Source organism: Streptomyces sp. NPDC104381, from assembly GCF_055583745.1.
Genome location: NZ_JBVJNK010000004.1, coordinates 297,375 through 316,983, shown reverse-complemented (window position 1 = coordinate 316,983; position 19,609 = coordinate 297,375). Strand labels below are relative to the sequence as shown.

Sequence of the window (19,609 nt, the reverse complement as noted above, 5' to 3'; positions counted from 1 at the left end):
AAAGCGTTCACATTCACAAGCACCAGCATGTAATACCAAGGAGAGGTAGCAGCCATGGACTGGCGTCACAACGCCGTTTGTCGTGAGGAAGACCCCGAGCTGTTCTTCCCCATCGGCAACACCGGTCCTGCGCTGCTGCAGATCGAGGAAGCCAAGGCCGTCTGCCGTCGCTGCCCCGTCATGGAGCAGTGCCTGCAGTGGGCGCTCGAGTCCGGCCAGGACTCCGGCGTCTGGGGTGGCCTCAGCGAGGACGAGCGCCGCGCAATGAAGCGCCGCGCCGCTCGCAACCGGGCGCGTAACGCCAGCGCCTGACCGACGCCCCCCGCACGACGAGCCTCAGCCCGGCGGCGCGTACAGAGCGTACGCACAGCCCCGCCTTCGAGTCGCAGCGCGCAGTACCCCCGAAGCGCATCGCACCGTGAGCACCACGCAGTGGGCCCGGACCGTCACCACGGTCCGGGCCCACTGCTGTGCGACGGCCGGGCGGATCACCACCCGGCGTTCGCTACTTCTCGTTCCGTACGGGGATGTCGAGCACCACCTGCGTACCGCGCACCTGGGCCGGGACCATGCCGAAGGTGCCGCCCAGCTCGCCCTCGACCAGGGTCCGCACGATCTGCAGTCCGAGATTGCCGGCCCGCTGCGGGTCGAACCCCTCGGGCAGTCCGCGCCCGTCGTCCGTCACGGTGATGCGCAGCCGGCCCTCGGCCGGTGAGCCGCCGCGCACCGCGGACACCTCGACCGTGCCGTGCTCGGCGACGGTGAACGCGTGCTCCAGGGCGTTCTGCAGCACCTCGGTGAGCACCATCGAGAGCGGAGTGGCCACTTCCGCGTCGAGGATCCCGAAGCGGCCCGTGCGGCGGCAGGTGACCTTTCCGGGCGAGATCTCGGCGACCATCGCGATCACCCGGTCGGCGATCTCGTCGAACTCGACCCGCTCGTCCAGATTCTGGGACAGCGTCTCATGGACGATGGCGATCGAACCGACGCGCCGGACCGCCTCGTTGAGCGCCTCACGTCCGCGCTCGGAGTCCATCCGGCGGGCCTGGAGCCGCAACAGGGCGGCCACGGTCTGGAGGTTGTTCTTCACCCGGTGGTGGATCTCCCGGATGGTGGCGTCCTTGGTGATCAATTCCCGCTCGCGGCGCCGCAGTTCCGTGACGTCACGGAGCAGGACCAGCGAACCGATGCGTACGCCCTTGGGCTTGAGCGGAATGGCGCGCAGCTGGATGACCCCGCCGGCGCCCTCGACCTCGAACTCCCGGGGCGCGTACCCGCTCGCCATCTTGACCAGGGCCTCGTCCACCGGGCCGCGCGACGGGGCGAGTTCGGCGGTCGTCGCACCGAGGTTGTGTCCGACGAGGTCCGAGGCCAGGCCCAGCCGGTGATAGGCGGAGAGGCCGTTGGGGCTGGCGTACTGCACGACACCGTCGGCGTCGAGCCTGATCAGCCCGTCGCCGACGCGCGGCGACGCGTCCATGTCGACCTGCTGGCCGGGGAAGGGGAAGGTCCCGGCGGCGATCATCTGGGCCAGGTCGGAGGCGGACTGGAGGTAGGTGAGCTCCAGCCTGGACGGCGTGCGCACGGTCAGCAGGTTGGTGTTGCGCGCGATGACCCCGAGGATCCGCCCCTCCCGCCGTACGGGGATCGACTCGACCCGGACGGGCACCTCCTCCCGCCACTCCGGATCGCCCTCGCGCACGATGCGGCCCTCGTCCAGGGCGGCGTCCAGCAGCGGCCGGCGGCCGCGCGGCACGAGGTGGCCGACCATGTCGTCCTGGTAGGAGGTGGGGCCGGTGTTGGGCCTCATCTGCGCGACGGACACATAGCGGGTCCCGTCGCGGGTGGGCACCCACAGCACGAGGTCGGCGAAGGAGAGGTCGGAGAGCAGCTGCCACTCCGAGACCAGCAGATGGAGCCACTCGAGGTCGGTGTCACTCAGGGCGGTGTGCTGGCGGACGAGGTCGTTCATGGAGGGCACAGATGCGAGCGTACCTGTGGAGACGAAGTGGATCCGAACCGAACGGGCGGTGGATACGTGACACTGTGGGAGGGCGGGCTCACGGCGGGAGATTGTCCGCGCACATGGATGGACAGGGCCTATTGGTCTAGTCCACAATGCACCAGGTAGGGGCGGTAGTGGCAACACGCCCCCCGCACGACAGACCTCCGCTCTCCCCGCACAGGAGAGCGGACCGAGGTACCCGGCGCTCTCTGCCCTGACTGCGCCGGTGCCTCCAGTGGCCGGAGGCACCGCACACCGCCGGCCAGGCAGGGCCTGCCTTTCGGAACAGGCCCGCAGCTCCGGGCTGCGGTGCCGGACGGGCTGAGGGTCCCGTCCCGGCGCCGCGGCCCGCGGGTGTTTCCGGGGCCTTTCCCCGCGGACGCGACCGTCCGCCGACAGGGCGACAACCAGTGACGCACACGTGGACGGTTCACCGCCGGGCCACCTCGTTCTGCTAGATTGGGCCTCTATATTGGTCTATACCACATGACGCCACTCTCCAGATCGGCAGGCACAGCGTGGAAGTTGTCATCGTCCCGGACGCCGCGGCAGGCGGCGAACTGATCGCGGAGGCCATCGCGGCGCTGCTGAGCCGCAAGCCCGACGCCCTGCTCGGCGTGGCCACCGGCTCGACCCCGCTGCCCATCTACCAGGCGCTCACCGCGAAGGTCCGCTCCGGCGCCGTGGACGCCTCGCGCGCCCGCATCTGCCAGCTCGACGAGTACGTCGGACTGCCCGCCGGCCACCCCGAGTCGTACCGCTCGGTCGTCCTGCGCGAGGTCGTCGAGCCGCTCGGCCTGTCCGAGAAGTCCTTCATGGGCCCGGACGGGACCGCCGAGGACGTCCAGGCGGCCTGCGAGGCGTACGACAAGGCGCTCACCGAGGCGGGCGGCGTGGACCTCCAGCTGCTCGGCATCGGCACGGACGGGCACATCGGCTTCAACGAGCCCTGCTCGTCGCTCGCCTCCCGTACCCGTATCAAGACGCTGACCGAGCAGACGCGGGTCGACAACGCGCGCTTCTTCGACGACGACATCGCTCAGGTGCCCCGCCACGTCATCACCCAGGGCATCGGCACCATCCTGGAGTCCCGCCACCCGATCCTGCTGGCCACCGGCGAGGGCAAGGCCGACGCGGTCGCGCGGACCGTCGAGGGCCCGGTCGCCTCGGTCGTGCCGGCCTCGGCGCTGCAACTGCACCCGCACGCCACCGTGGTGGTCGACGAGGCGGCGGCCTCGAAGCTGAAGCTGGCGGACTACTTCCGTGCCACGTACGCGGCGAAGCCGCAGTGGCAGGGGCTGTAGGACCCGGCACCCCGTACGCGTGAGGGCCGGGCACCGTGACGGTGCCCGGCCCTCAGGCCTTTCCCCAGGACTCGGCGGGGGTCAGCGCGTTCCCGTGATCGCCTCCGCGGCCGCGACCCCGCACACCCGTGCCGCGCCGTGCGTGGCGACGTGCAGGGCGCCCCGGGGCGGTGCGTACGGCAGGCCCATCTCGACCACGACGGTGTCGGGGCGAGCCGCCAGCACGGTGTCCAGCGCCTCGCTCATCCACGCGTGCCGGTGGGCGTCGCGTACGACGGCGACGATGCGCCGCTCCCCCGCCGCCCTCAGCACCTCGGCGGCCGGCGACGCGCCTCCGGTGCCGTAGGTGCCGGTCTCCGTGCCGGGCAGGATCCGGGCGAGCTCGGCCGCCACGCCCCACGGGGTCTCGTCGCCCACCGCGATGTTGGCGACCGGGGTGAACGCGGCGACGTACGCCGGCTCCCGCAGCGGCTCACCGCTGCCCGTGACCGTCACGGCCCTGCGGGCCGCGATCAGCCCGACGTCGGCTCCGGGGCCGGGCGCGGTCCCCTCCTGCATGTCCGCGCCCGGCTCCGAGGCAGCCCCCCTGGCCCCCTGCGTCCAGGACGCGAGGGCCCGTACACGTGCGGCCGCGTCGGCCAGCCGCTCCTCGGGCAGTTCTCCGGTCCGTACCGCCGCCACCAGCGCGTCGCGCAGCCGCAGCACGGTGTCCTCGTCGGCCAGCCCGCCGCCGACACAGATGGCGTCGGCGCCCGCGGCGATGGCGAGGACGGATCCGCGCTCGATGCCGTACGTGCCGGCGATGGCGTCCATCTCCATGCCGTCCGTGACGATCAGCCCGTCGTAGCCCAGCTCCTGGCGCAGCAGACCGGCGAGGATCTGGGGGCTCAGGGTCGCGGGCCGGGTCGGGTCGAGTGCGGGAAGCAGGATATGTGCACTCATCACTGATTTGGAACCCGCTGCGATGGCCGCCCGGAAAGGCACCAGCTCACGGGCGTGCAGGGTGTCCAGATCCACATCGATGCGGGGCAGCGAGTGGTGCGAGTCGACCGCGGTGTCGCCGTGCCCCGGGAAGTGCTTGGTGCAGGCGGCGACCCCGGCGGCCTGGAGCCCCTCGACGTACGCGGCGGTGTGGCGGGCGACGAGCTCGGTCTCGGCGCCGAAGGAGCGCACGCCGATGACCGGGTTGCCCGGATCGGAGTTGACGTCGGCGGACGGCGCCCAGTTGAGGTTGACCCCGCACTCGGCCAGCCGGCGGCCGAGCTCCCGGGCGACGGCTCTGGTCAGGCCGGTGTCGTCGACGGAGCCGAGAGCGAGGTTGCCCGGGAAGGACGAGCCGCTGCGGACCTCCAGCCGGGTGACGTCGCCGCCCTCCTCGTCGATCGCGACGAGGACGTCGTCGCGCTCGGCGCGCAGCCGGGCGGTGAGCGCGGCGAGCTGCTCGGGCGAGTGGATGTTCCGGCCGAACAGTCCGACGGAGGCCAGGCCTTCGCCGACCCTGCGCAGGAGCCAGTCCGGGGCGGTCGTGCCGGTGAAGCCCGGCTGGAGGACCGCGAGCGCGTCACGGGTGACGGTGTCCGTGGTGGATACGAGGGTGGTCATGACAGCCTGTTATCCCTTCACTGCGCCATCGGTCAGACCGCTGACGGCCTTGCGCTGCAGGAAGACGAAGAGGACGAGGATCGGGATGGCGAAGACCGAGGACGCCGCCATGGTGGCGCCCCAGTCGTCGCCGAACTGGGTCTGGAACTGCGACAGCCACAGCGGCAGGGTCTGGGACTCCGCGTTCTTGTTCAGGACCAGCACCAGGGGGAACTCGTTCCACGCGGTGATGAAGCCGAACATCGAGGTGGACATCAGGCCGGGCGCGAGCAGCGGCAGGATCACCTTGACGAACGCCTGGGGGCGGGTGCAGCCGTCCACCATGGCGGACTCCTCCAGCTCCTTGGGCACGGCGGCGACGAAGCCGCGGAGCGTCAGGAGGGTGAAGGGCAGCACCATCACCATGTAGAAGAGCGTCAGCGGGATCAGGCTGTTGAGCATGTCCGAGTCGCGCACGATGAAGTAGATCGCGATGACCATGACTTCCCAGGGCGCCATCTGGGCGACCATGAAGCCCACGATGAAGCCCTTGCGCCCCTTGAACCGCATCCGGGCCAGGGCGAACGAGCCGGCCAGCGCCAGGATGAGGGAGAGGGTCACCGCGAGGACGGTGACCGTGAGCGAGTTCCGGACCATCGTCCAGAAGTTCTCGGCCGCGAAGGCGGTCCGGAAGTGCTCGAACGTGAAGTTCGTGGGGAGCCAGACCGGGTCGTCCGCGATGATGTCCGGCGTCGGCTTGAAGGCCGTGGCGAACATCCAGTACACGGGGAAGACGAGACCGATGATCAGCAGGACCGCGGTGCCGTTCCGCCAGACGCCGCTGATTCGTGACGAAGCCGAGCGCTTCACAGCTCGTCCTCCTCTTGCTTGAGAACGATCCGGAGGTAGTAGGAGGTCAGCAGGAGCAGGATCACGATGGTGAGCATCGCGATCGCCGAGCCCATGCCGTAGTGCTGGTTCCCGACACCTTCGACGTACGCGTACACCGGCAGGATCTCGGTGAGCCGGTCGGGGCCGCCCTGGTTGATGGCGAAGACCTGGACGAAGGCCTTGAAGATCCAGATGATCTCCAGGAAGGTCGTCGCGAAGAGGAAGGGCCGCAGGAACGGCATGGTGACCGAGGTGAAGCTCTTCCACGGGCCGGCGCCGTCGAGCGCGGCGGCCTCGTAGAGCTCCTTGGGGATGGTCGTCGTGGCCGCGTACAGGTTGATCGCGACGAACGGGATCGACATCCAGACGATGAGCACCGTGACCACGAAGAAGGTGGAGAACTGGCCGCCGGTCCAGTTGTACTCGGCCATCGAGTGGAAGCCGATCTTGTCCAGCACCCAGTTGACGACACCGAACCGGGAGGCGAAGAGCCACTGGTAGACGGTGGTCGCGGCGACGACGGGCATGGCCCAGGCCAGGACGAGGGCGGTGAGGAGCGCGACGCGCATCCGCTTGCCGAGACGGGCCACCAGGAGTCCGACCAGGGTGCCGACGAGCATGGTCAGGAAGACGTTGACGGCGGTGAAGACGATCGACCGGACGGTGACGTTCCAGAAGTCCTCGCTGCCGAGGATCTCCTGGTAGTTCTCGATGCCGTTCCACTCGGTGAGGTGCTGGATCAGCTGCCTCATGTTGAGGTCCTGGAACGACAGCAGGGTGTTCTTGACCAGCGGCCAGCCGAGGAACACCAGGGTCACGGCCACCGGGGGGACCAGCAGCAGATACGGCGCCGCCGCGCGGGATCTGCGGCGGGCCGCGGGTTCGCCCGGGGTTGCGCCGGTCTCCTTCACTACGTCCGTCGGACCTGAAGGCGGCCGTTCGGTCTGCACGGTCATGCTCGCCATCTCTTTCTTGGCACCATGGGACACAAATCGACTGCCGGGGGCCGGGCTCCGTGTCGGAACCCGTCCCCCGGCAGTTCGGCCTTACTGCTTCTGCGCGAGACGCTTGTTGAACTCCGCCTCGACCTGCTTGGCGGCTTCCTCGTTCGACTTGCCGTTCAGGACCGCCGTCATGAAGGTCTTGATCGGGTTGGGCGCGTTCTCGACCGCGGCCCACTCCGGGATCAGCGGGGTGGTGCCACCGACCTTGGCGCCCGGGGCGGCGGCCTCGGCGACCACGTTGCCGGCCAGGTTGGAGTTCAGGGACTCCTTGTTCGGGATGACGCCGTTGAGCTTGGCGAGCTGGCCCTCGAAGCGGTCGGAGAGCGCGAGCTTCAGGAACTCCTTGGCGAGGTCCTGCTTGGCGCTGCCCTCGGCGACGGCGAGGTTGGAGCCACCGAGGAAGACGCCCTCGGCCTTGTCGGCGGTCTCACCCGGGATGGTGAAGTAGCCGATCTCCTTCTCGATGGCCGGGTTGGCCTTGATCGCCGTGCCGGCCTCCCAGCCCATGCCGATGAAGGCGCCGGTCTTGCCCTTGGCGAAGACGTCGGCCTGCTGCGGGGTGGCCTCGTCCTTGTCCTTGGGGGCCTTGGAGTAGGACTGGTACTTCTTGTACAGGTCCATCGCCGCGCCGATCTTCGGGTCGGCGAGGTTGGAGACCCACTTGTCCCCGTCCTTCTTCACGAGGTCCGCACCCTGACCGATGGTGAGGCCGTCGAAGAAGTACCAGTTCTGGCCGGGCAGGTAGATCGGCTCGGCCTTGCCCTTGGCCTTGATCTTGTCCAGCGCCGCGAAGAACTCGTCACGGGTCTTCGGGGTCTCGGTGACACCGGCCTCCTTGAAGACCGACTTGTTGTAGATCACCACGCGGTTGGTGAAGTACCACGGGGCGCCGTACTGCTTGCCGTCCACGACGGCGGCCTCGTTGAGGTTGGCGGTCCAGTCGCCGCCGATCTCCGACTTGAGGTCACCGAGGTCGGCCAGGCCGCCGGTCTTCGCGTACGCCGCGGTCTGGGTGTTGCCGATCTCGAAGACGTCCGGCGGGTTCTCCTCGGAGAGGGCGGTCGTCAGCTTCTGCTGAATCCCGTTCCACTGCTGGACCTCGAACTTGACCTTCGCGCCGGTCTTCTTCTCGAATTCGGCGGTAAGGTCCTTCTGCCACTGATCCGGCGTCGAACCGTCCATGGCCCAGACGGTGAGGGTCTGTCCCTTGTAGCTGTCGGGACCGGACTTCTTGCCGCTGCTGTCGCTGCCGCCGTCGTCGGAGCCACACGCTGCCATGCTGACCATCATGCCCGCGACGCCGATCGCCGCGATGAGCTTGCGCTTCACGCCAAACCCTCCTCAGGGTGCTGCAACCCCCCGCCCACCGCGAAGACACCGACGAGTAGTACTGCTGGGGCTGGGACCTGGTCTTTAATGGTTTAGACCAGTACCGGGAGCTTGGCCTAGACCTTTAGGGGTGTCAAGGGTGTATAAGAAGTGCACTCGCGTCCGTTATAGGACCGACACCTGAGGGAGGGCGACGACCCGTGACCGGACCGTGCCACCATGTGAGCCGCGACAGACGGAGGAGCCGGTGACGGCAGCAACGCAGCAGTCGGGAAGGCGGGCCATGGGTGCCGACGGGGGCAGCAGCAGTACGGGCGAGACCGGTGCGGGCGCGGGTGCGCGTACGGCACGCGTCCCCAAGTACTACCGGCTCAAGCGCCATCTCCTCGACATGACGGACACCATGCCGCCGGGCACCCCGGTGCCCCCCGAACGGACCCTGGCCGCGGAGTTCGACACCTCGCGCACGACGGTCCGTCAGGCCCTCCAGGAGCTGGTGGTCGAGGGCCGGCTGGAGCGCATCCAGGGCAAGGGCACCTTCGTGGCCAAGCCGAAGGTCTCGCAGGCCCTGCAACTCACCTCGTACACCGAGGACATGCGCGCCCAGGGCCTCGAACCCACCTCCCAGCTGCTGGACATCGGCTATGTCACGGCGGACGACACGCTCGCCGGACTGCTGGACATCACGGCGGGCGGCCGGGTGCTGCGCATCGAGCGGCTCCGGCTCGCCAGCGGCGAACCGATGGCCATCGAGACCACCCATCTCTCGGCCAAGCGCTTTCCCGCGCTGCGCCGTTCACTGGTGAAGTACACCTCGCTCTACACCGCCCTGGCCGAGGTGTACGACGTCCGGCTCGCCGAGGCGGAGGAGACCATCGAGACCTCGCTCGCCACGCCGCGCGAGGCGGGGCTGCTCGGCACGGACGTCGGACTGCCGATGCTCATGCTCTCCCGTCACTCGATCGACGGGGAGGGCGAACCGGTGGAGTGGGTGCGCTCGGTCTACCGGGGCGACCGGTACAAGTTCGTGGCCCGCCTGAAGCGTCCCACCGACTGAGACGCCCCCGCGGTTCCCCCCGACGGATGATCCCCCCGCACACGCGGGGGGATCACTCATTTCGGGCGACACCGGACCGTTGCAGGACCGCAATGCGGACGGGGGGTGACGATGGCCGGAACTACCGCTTAGATTTCCTGCGCGTTGCACCAGGTGATCAGCGAGGGGACGGAGTCGCCACATGCCAGAAGAAACCGAAGCGAACCCACCGACAGCACCCGTGGTGACACCCGTGAGGGTGGTCATCGGGCTCTGTCTCATCGCCCCGTTCGTGGCGATGCTCTGGGTCGGCTCGTACGCGAAGGTCGACCCGACCTTCATCGGCATCCCGTTCTTCTACTGGTACCAGATGCTCTGGGTGCTCATCTCGACCGCTCTCACGATGATCGCGTACAAGCTGTGGCAGCGTGACCAGCGCGCCCGCAAGGGGGGTGCGTCAGCATGAAGGACGGCGTGAACGGCGTCGCACTCGCCGTGTTCATCTTCTTCTTCGTGGCCGTCACGGTCATCGGCTTCATGGCCGCGCGCTGGCGCAAGGCCGAGAACGAGGCCAGCCTCGACGAATGGGGCCTGGGCGGACGTTCGTTCGGCACCTGGGTCACCTGGTTCCTGCTCGGCGGCGACCTCTACACGGCGTACACCTTCGTCGCGGTGCCCGCGGCGATCTACGCGGCGGGCGCGGCCGGCTTCTTCGCCGTCCCGTACACGATCCTCGTCTACCCGCTGATCTTCACCTTCCTGCCGCGTCTGTGGTCGGTGTCGCACAAGCACGGTTACGTCACCACCTCGGACTTCGTCCGCGGCCGGTTCGGCTCGAAGGGGCTCTCGCTGGCGGTCGCCGTCACCGGCATCCTCGCCACGATGCCGTACATCGCCCTCCAGCTGGTCGGCATCCAGGCCGTGCTGGACGTCATGGGCGTCGGCGGCGGCGAGAACACGCATTGGTTCATCAAGGACCTGCCGCTGCTCATCGCGTTCGCCGTCCTCGCCGCGTACACCTACTCCTCGGGGCTGCGCGCGCCCGCGCTCATCGCGTTCGTCAAGGACGGCCTGATCTACCTGGTCATCGCCGTGGCGATCGTCTACATCCCGATCAAGCTCGGCGGGTTCGACGACATCTTCGCCAAGGCGGGCGACGCCTTCGCCCAGAAGAACGAGGCGGCCGGCAAGCCGGTCGCCGGACTCGCGCCCGGGGTCTCCGGCCAGTGGGGCTACGCCACCCTCGCGCTGGGCTCGGCGCTGGCCCTGTTCATGTATCCGCACTCGATCACGGCGACGCTCTCCAGCCGCAGCCGTGACGTGATCCGGCGCAACACCACGATCCTGCCGCTGTACTCGCTGATGCTGGGTCTGCTGGCGCTGCTCGGCTTCATGGCGATCGCCGCCGGGATCAAGGTGGACAACGGCCAGCTCGCCATCCCGCAGCTGTTCGAGAACATGTTCCCGGACTGGTTCGCCGGTGTGGCCTTCGCCGCGATCGGGATCGGCGCCCTGGTGCCGGCCGCGATCATGTCGATCGCCGCGGCGAACCTCTTCACCCGCAACATCTACAAGGACTTCCTCAAGCCGGACGCGACCCCCGCCCAGGAGACCAAGGTCTCCAAGCTGGTCTCGCTGCTGGTCAAGGTCGGTGCGCTCGCCTTCGTCCTGACCATGGACAAGACGGTCGCGATCAACTTCCAGCTGCTGGGCGGCATCTGGATCCTCCAGACGATGCCGGCCCTGGTGGGCGGTCTGTTCACCCGCTGGTTCCACCGCTGGGCCCTCATCGCGGGCTGGGCGGTCGGCATGATCTACGGCACGGTGGCCGCCTACGGTGTCGCCAGCCCCACCCAGAAGCACTTCGGCGGCTCCTCGAAGGAGATCCCGGGTATCGGCGAGATCGGCTACATCGGCCTCACCGCCTTCGTGCTGAACGTCGTCGTGGTGGTCGTGCTGACGGTCGTCCTCAACGCGGTGAAGGCGCCGGCGGGCGTGGACGAGACCTCGCCGGCCGACTACACGGCGGACGCGGGCGACCCCGGTGTCCAGGTCGAGCTCCCGCCGGCCACGGCGGGCGCCCCGGGCGGCCACTGACCGCCCCGGCAGTACGTGTGACGCCGTCCCGGCAGGGTCCGCCCTGCCGGGACGGCGTCGTCACGGCCCACGGAAACGGGGACGCGCCGGAGCGGCCCGCTGCGGCACACTGCTCTGCATGGACATAGCGATCAGGCCGGCCCGGCCCGCCCAGTTCGAGGACCTGGGTGAGATCACCGCCCAGGCGTACCTCGGTGACGGGCTCCTGGACTTCGGCGCCGAGGACCCCTATCTGGAGCAGCTCCGCGCCGTCGGGCGGCGCGCCGCCGAGGCCGAGGTGCTGGTCGCGCTGGACGCCGACGGCCGGCTGCTGGGCGGTGTCACGTACGTCGCGCCCGGCAGCCCGTGGGCGGACATCGCCGGGGAGGACGAGGCCGAGTTCCGCATGCTGGCCGTCTCACCGGAGGCCCGTGGCCGGGGCGTGGGTGAGGCGCTCGTACGGACCTGTGTGGAGCGGGCACGGGCCGCCGCGGGGGTCTCGGGCATCGTCCTGTCGACGGCCCCCGCCATGCTGGGCGCCCACCGGATCTACCGCCGTCTCGGCTTCGTACGGACCCCTGAGCGGGACTGGTGCCCTCTGCCGGGCCTCTCACTCCTGACATTCCGCCTGGAGCTCTGACGCATCACGACACAACATGTGGGGGCTTCTTCATTCAGGAGCCCCCACATGTATGCTCGACCTCGCTGTCGCCGCAGGGGAATCCGGTGAGAATCCGGAACTGTCCCGCAACGGTGTGATCGGTGTGCTTTCGCGCATCCGAAGTCCGAAGACCTGCCGACAGTGCGCCCGGCTCGACCGATCCGGGCGCCGAGACGTCCGGGCCCCGCGGAGGGCCGGTGGACGCCGTGCGCCGTGCCGCCCTTCCCGGGCGCCGCCGTGTCCGGCTGCCCCGCTCCCGCAGGCCCTGAGCCGAGCGAGGGATAGCCCCAGTGACCATCGCGCCAGCCGACCCGGTTTCAGCCACGGATTCCGAGGACCGCACGACCGACGCGCCCGGGACCGCACTGCTGCGGACCCTGACCGGCCTCACCGCCGATCTGCCGGACACCGACCCCGGACGGGTGGCCGCCGCCGCACTGCGCGGCCGCAACGCCCGGTCGGACGAGGCGGAGCTGCGCTCGCTGGCCACCGAGGCCGCCGCCGGCCTGATCTCCGAGGACCCCGCCTACTCCCGGCTCGCCGCCCGGCTCCTCACCCGGGCCATCGCGGACGAGGCCGCGGGCCAGGGCGCCGTCTCCTTCTCGGCGTCGGTCGCCGTCGGTCACCGCGAGGGCCTGATCGCGGACCGCACGGCCGAGTTCGTCGCGCTGCACGCCGCCGCCCTCGACGCGCTGGTCGACCGGGCGCTCGCCGACGGCGCCGACGACCGCTTCGGCTACTTCGGGCTGCGGACGCTGCACAGCCGGTACCTGCTGCGCCACCCGCTCACCCGGGACGTCGTGGAGACCCCGCAGCACTTCATGCTGCGCGTCGCCGCCGGGCTCGCCGAGGACAACTCCGAGCGCGCGCTGGAGGAAGTGGCCGCGCTGTACGGCCTGATGAACCGGCTGGACTACCTGCCCTCCTCGCCCACCCTCTTCAACTCCGGCACCCGGCACCCGCAGATGTCCTCCTGCTACCTGCTGGACTCCCCCAAGGACGAGCTGGACTCCATCTACGACCGCTACCACCAGGTCGCGCGCCTCTCCAAGCACGCGGGCGGCATCGGGCTCTCGTACTCCCGCATCCGTGCCCGGGGTTCGCTCATCCGCGGCACCAACGGACACTCCAACGGCATCGTGCCGTTCCTGAAGACGCTGGACGCCTCGGTCGCCGCCGTCAACCAGGGAGGCCGGCGCAAGGGTGCCGCCGCCGTGTACCTGGAGACCTGGCACGCGGACATCGAGGAGTTCCTGGAGCTCCGCGACAACACCGGTGAGGACCAGCGGCGTACGCACAACCTCAACCTGGCGCACTGGATCCCCGACGAGTTCATGCGCCGGGTCGACGCGGACACCGACTGGTCGCTGTTCTCCCCCGCCGAGGTCCCCGAGCTGGTCGACCTGTGGGGCGACGAGTTCGACGCGGCCTACCGCGCGGCCGAGGCCAAGGGCCTGGCCCGGAAGACGATGCCGGCGCGGGAGCTGTACGGCCGGATGATGCGGACCCTGGCGCAGACCGGCCAGGGCTGGATGACGTTCAAGGACGCGTCCAACCGGACCGCGAACCAGACCGCCGAGCCGGGCCGCGTCGTTCACTCCTCGAACCTCTGCACGGAGATCCTCGAGGTCACCGACGACGGCGAGACGGCCGTCTGCAACCTCGGGTCGGTCAACCTGGGCGCGTTCGTCGCCGACGGCACCATCGACTGGGAGCGGCTGGACGCCACCGTCCGTACGGCGGTGACCTTCCTCGACCGCGTGGTGGACATCAACTTCTACCCGACCGAGCAGGCGGGCCGCTCCAACGCCCGCTGGCGCCCGGTGGGTCTGGGCGCGATGGGCCTCCAGGACGTCTTCTTCCAGCTGCGCCTGCCCTTCGACTCCCCCGAGGCCCGCGCGCTCTCCACGAAGATCTCCGAGCGGATCATGCTCGCCGCGTACGAGGCCTCCTGCGACCTCGCCGAGAGGTCGGGCCCCCTGCCCGCCTGGGCCGAGACCCGTGCCGCCCGCGGTGTGCTGCACCCCGACCACTACGACACCGAGCTGAACTGGCCGGAGCGCTGGGACGCGTTGCGCGAACGGGTCGCGAGGACGGGCATGCGCAACTCGCTGCTGCTCGCCATCGCGCCGACCGCGACGATCGCCTCGATCGCCGGTGTGTACGAGTGCATCGAGCCGCAGGTCTCCAACCTCTTCAAGCGCGAGACGCTCAGCGGTGAGTTCCTCCAGGTCAACGCCTATCTGGTCGACGAGCTGAAGCGGCTCGGCGTCTGGGACGCGCGGACCCGTGAGGCGCTGCGCGAGGCGAGCGGCTCCGTCCAGGGCTTCGCCTGGATCCCCGAGGACGTGCGGGCGCTGTACCGCACGGCGTGGGAGATCCCGCAGCGCGGCCTGATCGACATGGCGGCGGCCCGTACGCCGTTCCTCGACCAGAGCCAGTCCCTGAACCTGTTCCTGGAGACGCCGACGATCGGCAAGCTCTCCTCGATGTACGCGTACGCCTGGAAGCAGGGGCTGAAGACGACGTACTACCTGCGCTCCCGCCCGGCCACCCGCATCGCGCGCGCCGCGTCCGGGAAGACCGCCACCACCGCCCCCATCCCCGTACAGCAGGCCACCGCTCCCGACGCGGACGCGATCGCCTGCTCCCTCGAAAACCCCGAGTCCTGCGAGGCCTGCCAGTAATGAGCTCCACCGAAGACAAGAACCTGCTCGACCCGGGATTCGAGCTGACCCTGCGCCCCATGCGCTACCCGGACTTCTACGAGCGCTACCGGGACGCGATCAAGAACACCTGGACGGTGGAGGAGGTCGACCTGCACTCCGACGTCGCCGACCTCGCCAAGCTCTCGCCGGGTGAGCAGCACATGATCGGCCGGCTGGTCGCGTTCTTCGCGACGGGCGACTCGATCGTCTCCAACAACCTGGTGCTGACGCTCTACAAGCACATCAACTCGCCCGAGGCCCGGCTGTACCTGTCACGGCAGCTGTTCGAGGAGGCCGTGCACGTCCAGTTCTATCTGACGCTGCTCGACACCTATCTGCCCGACCCGGAGGACCGTGCGGCGGCCTTCGACGCGGTCGAGGAGATCCCCTCGATCCGCGAGAAGGCGCAGTTCTGCTTCCGCTGGATGGACTCGGTCGAGAAGATCGAGCGGCTGGAGACGAAGGCCGACCGCCGGCGCTTCCTGCTCAACCTGATCTGCTTCGCCGCGTGCATCGAGGGCCTGTTCTTCTACGGCGCCTTCGCGTACGTGTACTGGTTCCGCTCGCGCGGTCTGCTGCACGGCCTGGCCACGGGCACCAACTGGGTGTTCCGTGACGAGACGATGCACATGAACTTCGCCTTCGAGGTCGTGGACACCGTCCGCAAGGAGGAGCCGGACCTCTTCGACGACGAGCTCCAGCAGCAGGTCACCGACATGCTGCGGGAGGCGGTCGAGGCGGAGCTGCAGTTCGGCCGCGATCTGTGCGGCGAGGGTCTGCCGGGCATGAACACCGAGTCCATGCGCCAGTACCTGGAGTGCGTCGCCGACCAGCGGCTCACCCGGCTCGGCTTCCCCGCGCTCTACGGCTCCGAGAACCCGTTCTCGTTCATGGAGCTCCAGGGGGTGCAGGAGCTGACGAACTTCTTCGAGCGCCGCCCCTCCGCCTACCAGGTGGCGGTGGAGGGGTCGGTCGGCTTCGACGACGACTTCTAGACCGTCTTCTGGGCCCTCGCCCAGGACCTGACGTACAGGCGCCGTGTGGCCGTGACCGGCTGCGCGGCGCCCGCCGTTTCCGGGGGCTCGGCACCTCCGCTCCGTTCCGCCTCCCGCAGCACGCGGTCGATGCGGCGCTCCCGGGCGAACCCGACGAGGGCGGGCAGCAGGACGAGGGCGAAGAGGGCGAGGACGGCCAGGTAGCTCAGGAATGTGTTCATGGCTCCACTGTCGTCCGTACGCCGGAATTCGGGCAGTGGCAGGACTGTCACACACCCTCGATTTACTGCCACACTGACGCCATGCTGAAAAACGTCGCCGTCCTGCTGCTCGACGAGGTCCATCCCTTCGAACTCGGCGTCCTGTGCGAGGTGTTCGGGCTCGACCGGTCCGACGAGGGGCTGCCGGTCACCGACTTCGCGGTGGTGTCCGCGGAGGGTCCGGTCCTCCGCACGCACGCCGGGTTCACCCTCAGCACCCCCCACGGCCTCGACCGCCTGGAGGAGGCCGACCTCGTCGCCGTACCGGCGGGGAGCCACTTCCTGGAGCGGACCTACCCCGAGGAGGTCCTGGACGCCCTGCGCCGGGTCGTGGAGCGCGGGGCCCGGGTGCTGAGCGTCTGTTCCGGCGCCTACGTCCTCGGCGCGGCCGGGCTGCTGGACGGCCGCCGCTGCACCACCCACTGGCGGTACACCGAGGAGCTGGCCCGCCGCTTCCCCGAGGCCCGCGTGGAGCCCGATGTGCTCTACGTGGACGACGGCGCGGTCATCACGTCGGCGGGCACGGCCGCGGGCATCGACGCCGCCCTGCATCTGGTCCGCCAGGCGCACGGGCCCGCCGTGGCGAACGCCATCGCCCGCCGGATGGTGGTCCCCCCGCACCGGGACGGGGGCCAGGCGCAGTACATCGAGCGCCCGCTGCCCCGCACCCGGTGCGACACGGTCGGGGACACCCTCGCCTGGATGGAGCGCCACCTCGACCAGGAGATGACCGTCGAACAGCTGGCCGCCCAGGCCCATATGTCGCCCCGGACCTTCGCCCGCCGCTTCCAGCAGGAGACCGGCACCACGCCGTACCGCTGGCTGCTCCGGCAGCGCGTGCTGCTCGCGCAGCACCTGCTGGAGACGTCGGAGGAGACCATGGACACCGTCGCGGGCCGGACCGGCTTCGGGAACGCGGCGGCGCTGCGTCATCAGTTCGTACGTTCGCTGGGGACGACCCCGAACGCCTACCGGCGCACCTTCCGGGGGCCGGCGGGCATCACCGAGGCGGCCTGAGGGCTGTCCCGGAGCCCGCCGGGGCGGTCGTGCGCATGCCCCGGCGGGCCGGTTCACCGCGTCCGTGCGCTCAGACGCCGCACTGCGAGGCGGACCAGAAGTGGTTCGGGCCCTGGTTCACGTGGATGTGGTCGCTGTGCCCGGCGTACCCCGGGCCGAGGATCCCGTTGAACCCGTGGTTGCGGGCCTGCTTGGCGATGGTGCACAGGGAGTGCGGCCCGGCGCCCAGGTCGACGGCGTCACCGTACAGATGGCGGCTGTTCGTCGCTCCGCCCACCGCCGCGTTGCACGAGGTGGAACGGAAGCCGCTGGTGACGCGGATCGACTGGTCGCCCAGGGCGTGCCGCAGGGCCTGGAGCTTCCACATGCTGCTGAGGGCGTTGGCCTTGGCCGTGCCCGCGGCGACCGCACCGCCCGCCCAGGTGCTGTTGCACTTGTTGAGCTCGGGATAGGTGAAGTTCACCGGGGTGCAGTCGTCGTCCTGGAGCGCGTAGAGCTTGGCCTGGGTGGCCGGTCCGGCGACCCCGTCCGCCGCGAGGCCGTACGCGGACTGGAAGCGCTTGACCGCGGCCGTGGTCGCCGGGCCGTACGAGCCGTCGATGGCCAGCACGGAGTTGTACCCCGGGTAGCCGGCCACCCGGATCTGGAGCTGGGTGACGTCGTTGCCGGTGGCACCGGACGACAGGGTGCGGGTCCAGGTGAAACAGCCGTCGGCCTGCGCGGTGCCGGCGGTGACGACGGCCCCGCCGATCGCGAAGGCCATGGTCATGACAAGGCCGAGCAGCAGATGTGCGGTACGTCTGAGCATGGGGGTCTCCCTGCATATGAGGCGTGGAGGCATGGCGTGGGGACGAGCCTGGCGGACGGGTCGACGCGCGTCAACTACGCCCGGGACAACGCCGGTTGACGAAACCACCGCGCCCACGCGCCTCACCGGCCACGGGAAGCCCCCGGCCACGGGAAAGGGCCCCGCCGCCGGCGGGGCCCCTGTCCGTACAGGTGCGACGTCAGTCGTTCGGGACGACCTCGTAGCGCGCGGTGCCCTCCGCCATCTGCTTCAGCGCGTCCTTGCGGTCCCGCTTCGACAGCCGGTCGATGTACAGGTAGCCGTACAGGTGGTCGGTCTCGTGCTGGAGGCAGCGCGCGAAGTAGCCGCTGCCGCGCACCTTCACCGCGTTGCCCCGGGCGTCCTGACCGCGCACGACCGCGTAGTCGGGGCGCGCGAGCGAGGCGTACGCCGTGGGCACGGAGAGGCAGCCCTCGTTGGAGTCGTCGAGGTTGCGCCGCTCCGGGGCGAGCTCCTCCAGCACCGGGTTGCAGATGGCGCCGACGTGCCGCACGCCGTCGTCGTCCGGGCAGTCGTAGACGAAGACCTTGCGGTCCACACCGATCTGGTTGGCGGCCAGGCCCACGCCCTGCGCCGTCCGCTGGCTCGCGAACATGTCGTCGATCAGCCGCGCGAGCTCGTCGTCGAACTCCGTGACGTCCTGGCACTCCTTGTGCAGGACCGGGTTGCCGACCACCGTGATGGGGCGGGACGTGCCGCGCTCTCGGTGCGCCGCCTCGCGCGCCTCGCAGTCCTCGGTGTCCACGAGGAATCCCTCGTCGTCCACACCGGTCTGCTCGTCCGTCTCCTGCTGCGACATGTCCGCCGTTCGCCTTCCTGCAACCCTGAACCCGTGAGTGTCCCGCACCGGAATCGGTGCGCGTACAGCCTACGGGCACCGGTCAGCAGACTTCTTCCAGATCCCGCCACTCACGGCTGTCCGGGCTGTCCGCCACCCAGCCGTCCAGCAGACCGCGCACCAGCCCGGCCGGGGCCGCTATCCCGCACTCACGCTCCGGCACCCACAGGTCACCGGCGGTGCGGTGGCCCAGGGGTCCGGGGTGGCCGGGCTCACTGTGGTCGTGCGGGTCCAGGTGCTCCCCGTCGCCCTCGTCGCTCTCCATCGGGCTCTCCGAACAGGCACGGCAGAGCAGCCGCACCGAGGACGACCAGTCCTCGGCGGCGAAGCCGGCGTCGGAGGCGAGCTGCTCCAGCGCGTCCCGGTCGGCCTCGGTGGCGGCCTCCAGGAGGACCACCCAGGTGGGGACGGGAGAAGGCGCCCACAGCTCGATCTCGTCGAAGACCGGGTACGAGGGGCCGGCCGCCGTGATCCGCTCGCCGTTCGGGACGCCGTCGTGCAGGACGACCTCGCCCCAGCGCCGCCCGGAGGACGGCAGCGGGATCGACAGCACTTCGAGCCGGGCCGGATCGAGCCGGCGGCCCCACACGACCTCGGCCTCGCCCTCGGGCGAGAGCCGCACCGCCGCACTGCCCAGCTCCATGCCCGTGGGCTCGCTGTTGGCCGCCGCGTTGTGCTGGCCGCTGCCCGGGACCCGCAGCCCGTAGGCCTGCCAGGCCCGGCGCGCCAGCGGCCAGTCCTGGAGCGCGGTCGCCGCGATGCCGACGTTCCACCAGTCCGGCGCCCCCGACTCACGGTCGAGCAGGGCGACGGCGCGCAGACCGGCGGCCCTCGCCTGCTCCCAGTCGTGCCGGAACTTGTGCAGCAGCGCGAGATTGAACCAGGACTCGGAGAGCCAGGGCTCCAGGTCCGCCGCACGCGTCAGCAGCGCCCCCGCGTCCTCGTACCGGCCGTCGCCGATCAGCGTGAACGCGCGGTCCGTGGCCTGCCGCCAAGAGGCGGACGGCCGATGCCGTACCTTCCCGAAGATCCTCACGATTCCCGCCTGTCCCGACTG

At 70.0% G+C, this 19,609-nt stretch carries 18 protein-coding genes and 1 riboswitch; of the genes, 9 read left to right on the top strand and 9 right to left on the bottom strand.

Annotation, left to right across the window (positions count from 1 at the left end):
* Positions 1 to 54: 54 nt before the first annotated feature.
* The gene (locus ACZ607_RS15225; protein ID WP_003953983.1) at positions 55 to 312 is read left to right on the top strand and encodes a WhiB family transcriptional regulator; all 258 of its coding nucleotides are present in this window, start codon (positions 55 to 57) and stop codon (positions 310 to 312) included.
* Between the two features lie 193 nt (positions 313 to 505).
* On the opposite strand, the gene ACZ607_RS15220 is transcribed toward ACZ607_RS15225, so the two are convergent.
* The gene (locus ACZ607_RS15220; RefSeq protein ID WP_469735581.1) at positions 506 to 1,972 is read right to left on the bottom strand and encodes a sensor histidine kinase; all 1,467 of its coding nucleotides are present in this window, start codon (positions 1,970 to 1,972) and stop codon (positions 506 to 508) included.
* 551 nt (positions 1,973 to 2,523) lie between these two features.
* On the opposite strand from ACZ607_RS15220, the gene nagB reads away from it, so the two are divergent.
* Complete coding sequence (gene nagB, locus ACZ607_RS15215; protein WP_469735172.1) at positions 2,524 to 3,309, top strand: glucosamine-6-phosphate deaminase; 786 nt, start codon at positions 2,524 to 2,526, stop codon at positions 3,307 to 3,309.
* 81 nt (positions 3,310 to 3,390) lie between these two features.
* On the opposite strand, the gene ACZ607_RS15210 is transcribed toward nagB, so the two are convergent.
* The 4 genes from ACZ607_RS15210 to ACZ607_RS15195 form a co-directional block, all read right to left on the bottom strand.
* The gene (locus ACZ607_RS15210) at positions 3,391 to 4,911 is read right to left on the bottom strand and encodes a glycoside hydrolase family 3 protein (RefSeq protein WP_469735171.1); all 1,521 of its coding nucleotides are present in this window, start codon (positions 4,909 to 4,911) and stop codon (positions 3,391 to 3,393) included.
* Between the two features lie 9 nt (positions 4,912 to 4,920).
* Positions 4,921 to 5,667 (bottom strand): carbohydrate ABC transporter permease, encoded by a 747-nt coding sequence (locus ACZ607_RS15205; protein WP_469735580.1) that lies wholly within the window; start codon positions 5,665 to 5,667, stop codon positions 4,921 to 4,923.
* 89 nt (positions 5,668 to 5,756) lie between these two features.
* Positions 5,757 to 6,737, bottom strand: a complete 981-nt coding sequence (locus ACZ607_RS15200; RefSeq protein ID WP_469735170.1) for a carbohydrate ABC transporter permease — start codon at positions 6,735 to 6,737, stop codon at positions 5,757 to 5,759.
* Between the two features lie 90 nt (positions 6,738 to 6,827).
* Positions 6,828 to 8,114 (bottom strand): extracellular solute-binding protein, encoded by a 1,287-nt coding sequence (locus tag ACZ607_RS15195; protein WP_469735169.1) that lies wholly within the window; start codon positions 8,112 to 8,114, stop codon positions 6,828 to 6,830.
* Positions 8,115 to 8,397: 283 nt separating this feature from the next.
* Here ACZ607_RS15195 and ACZ607_RS15190 point away from each other — a divergent pair, with 283 nt between their 5' ends.
* The 6 genes from ACZ607_RS15190 (at position 8,398) to ACZ607_RS15165 (ending at position 15,590) form a co-directional block, all read left to right on the top strand.
* Positions 8,398 to 9,171, top strand: a complete 774-nt coding sequence (locus ACZ607_RS15190) for a GntR family transcriptional regulator (RefSeq protein ID WP_469735579.1) — start codon at positions 8,398 to 8,400, stop codon at positions 9,169 to 9,171.
* 181 nt (positions 9,172 to 9,352) lie between these two features.
* Complete coding sequence (locus ACZ607_RS15185; RefSeq protein ID WP_469735168.1) at positions 9,353 to 9,616, top strand: DUF3311 domain-containing protein; 264 nt, start codon at positions 9,353 to 9,355, stop codon at positions 9,614 to 9,616.
* Positions 9,613 to 11,247 (top strand): monocarboxylate uptake permease MctP, encoded by a 1,635-nt coding sequence (gene mctP / locus ACZ607_RS15180; protein WP_469735167.1) that lies wholly within the window; start codon positions 9,613 to 9,615, stop codon positions 11,245 to 11,247. The genes ACZ607_RS15185 and mctP overlap by 4 nt, the downstream gene beginning before the upstream one ends.
* Positions 11,248 to 11,365: 118 nt before the next feature.
* The gene (locus ACZ607_RS15175) at positions 11,366 to 11,866 is read left to right on the top strand and encodes a GNAT family N-acetyltransferase (RefSeq protein ID WP_469735166.1); all 501 of its coding nucleotides are present in this window, start codon (positions 11,366 to 11,368) and stop codon (positions 11,864 to 11,866) included.
* Positions 11,867 to 11,918: 52 nt separating this feature from the next.
* A riboswitch (cobalamin riboswitch) is annotated at positions 11,919 to 12,041 on the top strand.
* 136 nt (positions 12,042 to 12,177) lie between these two features.
* Positions 12,178 to 14,574: a ribonucleoside-diphosphate reductase subunit alpha gene (locus ACZ607_RS15170; RefSeq protein WP_469735165.1), complete on the top strand. Its 2,397-nt coding sequence runs from the start codon at positions 12,178 to 12,180 to the stop codon at positions 14,572 to 14,574.
* Positions 14,574 to 15,590 carry a ribonucleotide-diphosphate reductase subunit beta gene (locus ACZ607_RS15165; protein ID WP_469735164.1) on the top strand — a complete coding sequence of 339 codons (1,017 nt, stop codon included), beginning with the start codon at positions 14,574 to 14,576 and terminating at the stop codon, positions 15,588 to 15,590. Before ACZ607_RS15170 ends, ACZ607_RS15165 begins: the two co-directional genes overlap by 1 nt.
* Here the strand turns inward: ACZ607_RS15165 and ACZ607_RS15160 are convergent.
* Positions 15,587 to 15,811, bottom strand: a complete 225-nt coding sequence (locus tag ACZ607_RS15160) for a hypothetical protein (protein ID WP_469735163.1) — start codon at positions 15,809 to 15,811, stop codon at positions 15,587 to 15,589. The two genes, ACZ607_RS15165 and ACZ607_RS15160, sit on opposite strands and share 4 nt — an antisense overlap.
* 81 nt (positions 15,812 to 15,892) lie before the next feature.
* Between ACZ607_RS15160 and ACZ607_RS15155 the strand changes: the two genes are divergently transcribed.
* Positions 15,893 to 16,867, top strand: coding sequence for a GlxA family transcriptional regulator (locus tag ACZ607_RS15155; protein WP_469735162.1), 975 nt, complete (start codon positions 15,893 to 15,895; stop codon positions 16,865 to 16,867).
* A 70-nt stretch (positions 16,868 to 16,937) separates the two neighbouring features.
* Here ACZ607_RS15155 and ACZ607_RS15150 read toward each other — a convergent pair whose 3' ends face one another.
* The 3 genes from ACZ607_RS15150 to ACZ607_RS15140 form a co-directional block, all read right to left on the bottom strand.
* Positions 16,938 to 17,675, bottom strand: coding sequence for a D-Ala-D-Ala carboxypeptidase family metallohydrolase (locus ACZ607_RS15150; protein WP_469735161.1), 738 nt, complete (start codon positions 17,673 to 17,675; stop codon positions 16,938 to 16,940).
* Between the two features lie 199 nt (positions 17,676 to 17,874).
* Positions 17,875 to 18,513, bottom strand: coding sequence for a peptide deformylase (def, locus tag ACZ607_RS15145; RefSeq protein WP_469735160.1), 639 nt, complete (start codon positions 18,511 to 18,513; stop codon positions 17,875 to 17,877).
* An 82-nt stretch (positions 18,514 to 18,595) separates the two neighbouring features.
* The gene (locus ACZ607_RS15140) at positions 18,596 to 19,588 is read right to left on the bottom strand and encodes a tetratricopeptide repeat protein (RefSeq protein WP_124274609.1); all 993 of its coding nucleotides are present in this window, start codon (positions 19,586 to 19,588) and stop codon (positions 18,596 to 18,598) included.
* Positions 19,589 to 19,609 lie beyond the last annotated feature (21 nt).

What these genes read in the sequence shown, in the direction of transcription:
- ACZ607_RS15210 (WP_469735171.1), bottom strand. Translation starts at nt 4,911, where the DNA reads ATGACCACCCTCGTATCCACCACGGACACCGTCACCCGTGACGCGCTC.
- mctP (WP_469735167.1), top strand. Translation starts at nt 9,613, where the DNA reads ATGAAGGACGGCGTGAACGGCGTCGCACTCGCCGTGTTCATCTTCTTC.
- ACZ607_RS15185 (WP_469735168.1), top strand. Translation starts at nt 9,353, where the DNA reads ATGCCAGAAGAAACCGAAGCGAACCCACCGACAGCACCCGTGGTGACA.
- ACZ607_RS15190 (WP_469735579.1), top strand. Translation starts at nt 8,398, where the DNA reads ATGGGTGCCGACGGGGGCAGCAGCAGTACGGGCGAGACCGGTGCGGGC.
- ACZ607_RS15155 (WP_469735162.1), top strand. Translation starts at nt 15,893, where the DNA reads ATGCTGAAAAACGTCGCCGTCCTGCTGCTCGACGAGGTCCATCCCTTC.
- ACZ607_RS15205 (WP_469735580.1), bottom strand. Translation starts at nt 5,667, where the DNA reads ATGTTCGCCACGGCCTTCAAGCCGACGCCGGACATCATCGCGGACGAC.
- ACZ607_RS15225 (WP_003953983.1), top strand. Translation starts at nt 55, where the DNA reads ATGGACTGGCGTCACAACGCCGTTTGTCGTGAGGAAGACCCCGAGCTG.
- ACZ607_RS15200 (WP_469735170.1), bottom strand. Translation starts at nt 6,737, where the DNA reads ATGACCGTGCAGACCGAACGGCCGCCTTCAGGTCCGACGGACGTAGTG.
- ACZ607_RS15220 (WP_469735581.1), bottom strand. Translation starts at nt 1,972, where the DNA reads ATGAACGACCTCGTCCGCCAGCACACCGCCCTGAGTGACACCGACCTC.
- ACZ607_RS15160 (WP_469735163.1), bottom strand. Translation starts at nt 15,811, where the DNA reads ATGAACACATTCCTGAGCTACCTGGCCGTCCTCGCCCTCTTCGCCCTC.
- ACZ607_RS15150 (WP_469735161.1), bottom strand. Translation starts at nt 17,675, where the DNA reads ATGCTCAGACGTACCGCACATCTGCTGCTCGGCCTTGTCATGACCATG.
- ACZ607_RS15175 (WP_469735166.1), top strand. Translation starts at nt 11,366, where the DNA reads ATGGACATAGCGATCAGGCCGGCCCGGCCCGCCCAGTTCGAGGACCTG.
- ACZ607_RS15165 (WP_469735164.1), top strand. Translation starts at nt 14,574, where the DNA reads ATGAGCTCCACCGAAGACAAGAACCTGCTCGACCCGGGATTCGAGCTG.
- def (WP_469735160.1), bottom strand. Translation starts at nt 18,513, where the DNA reads ATGTCGCAGCAGGAGACGGACGAGCAGACCGGTGTGGACGACGAGGGA.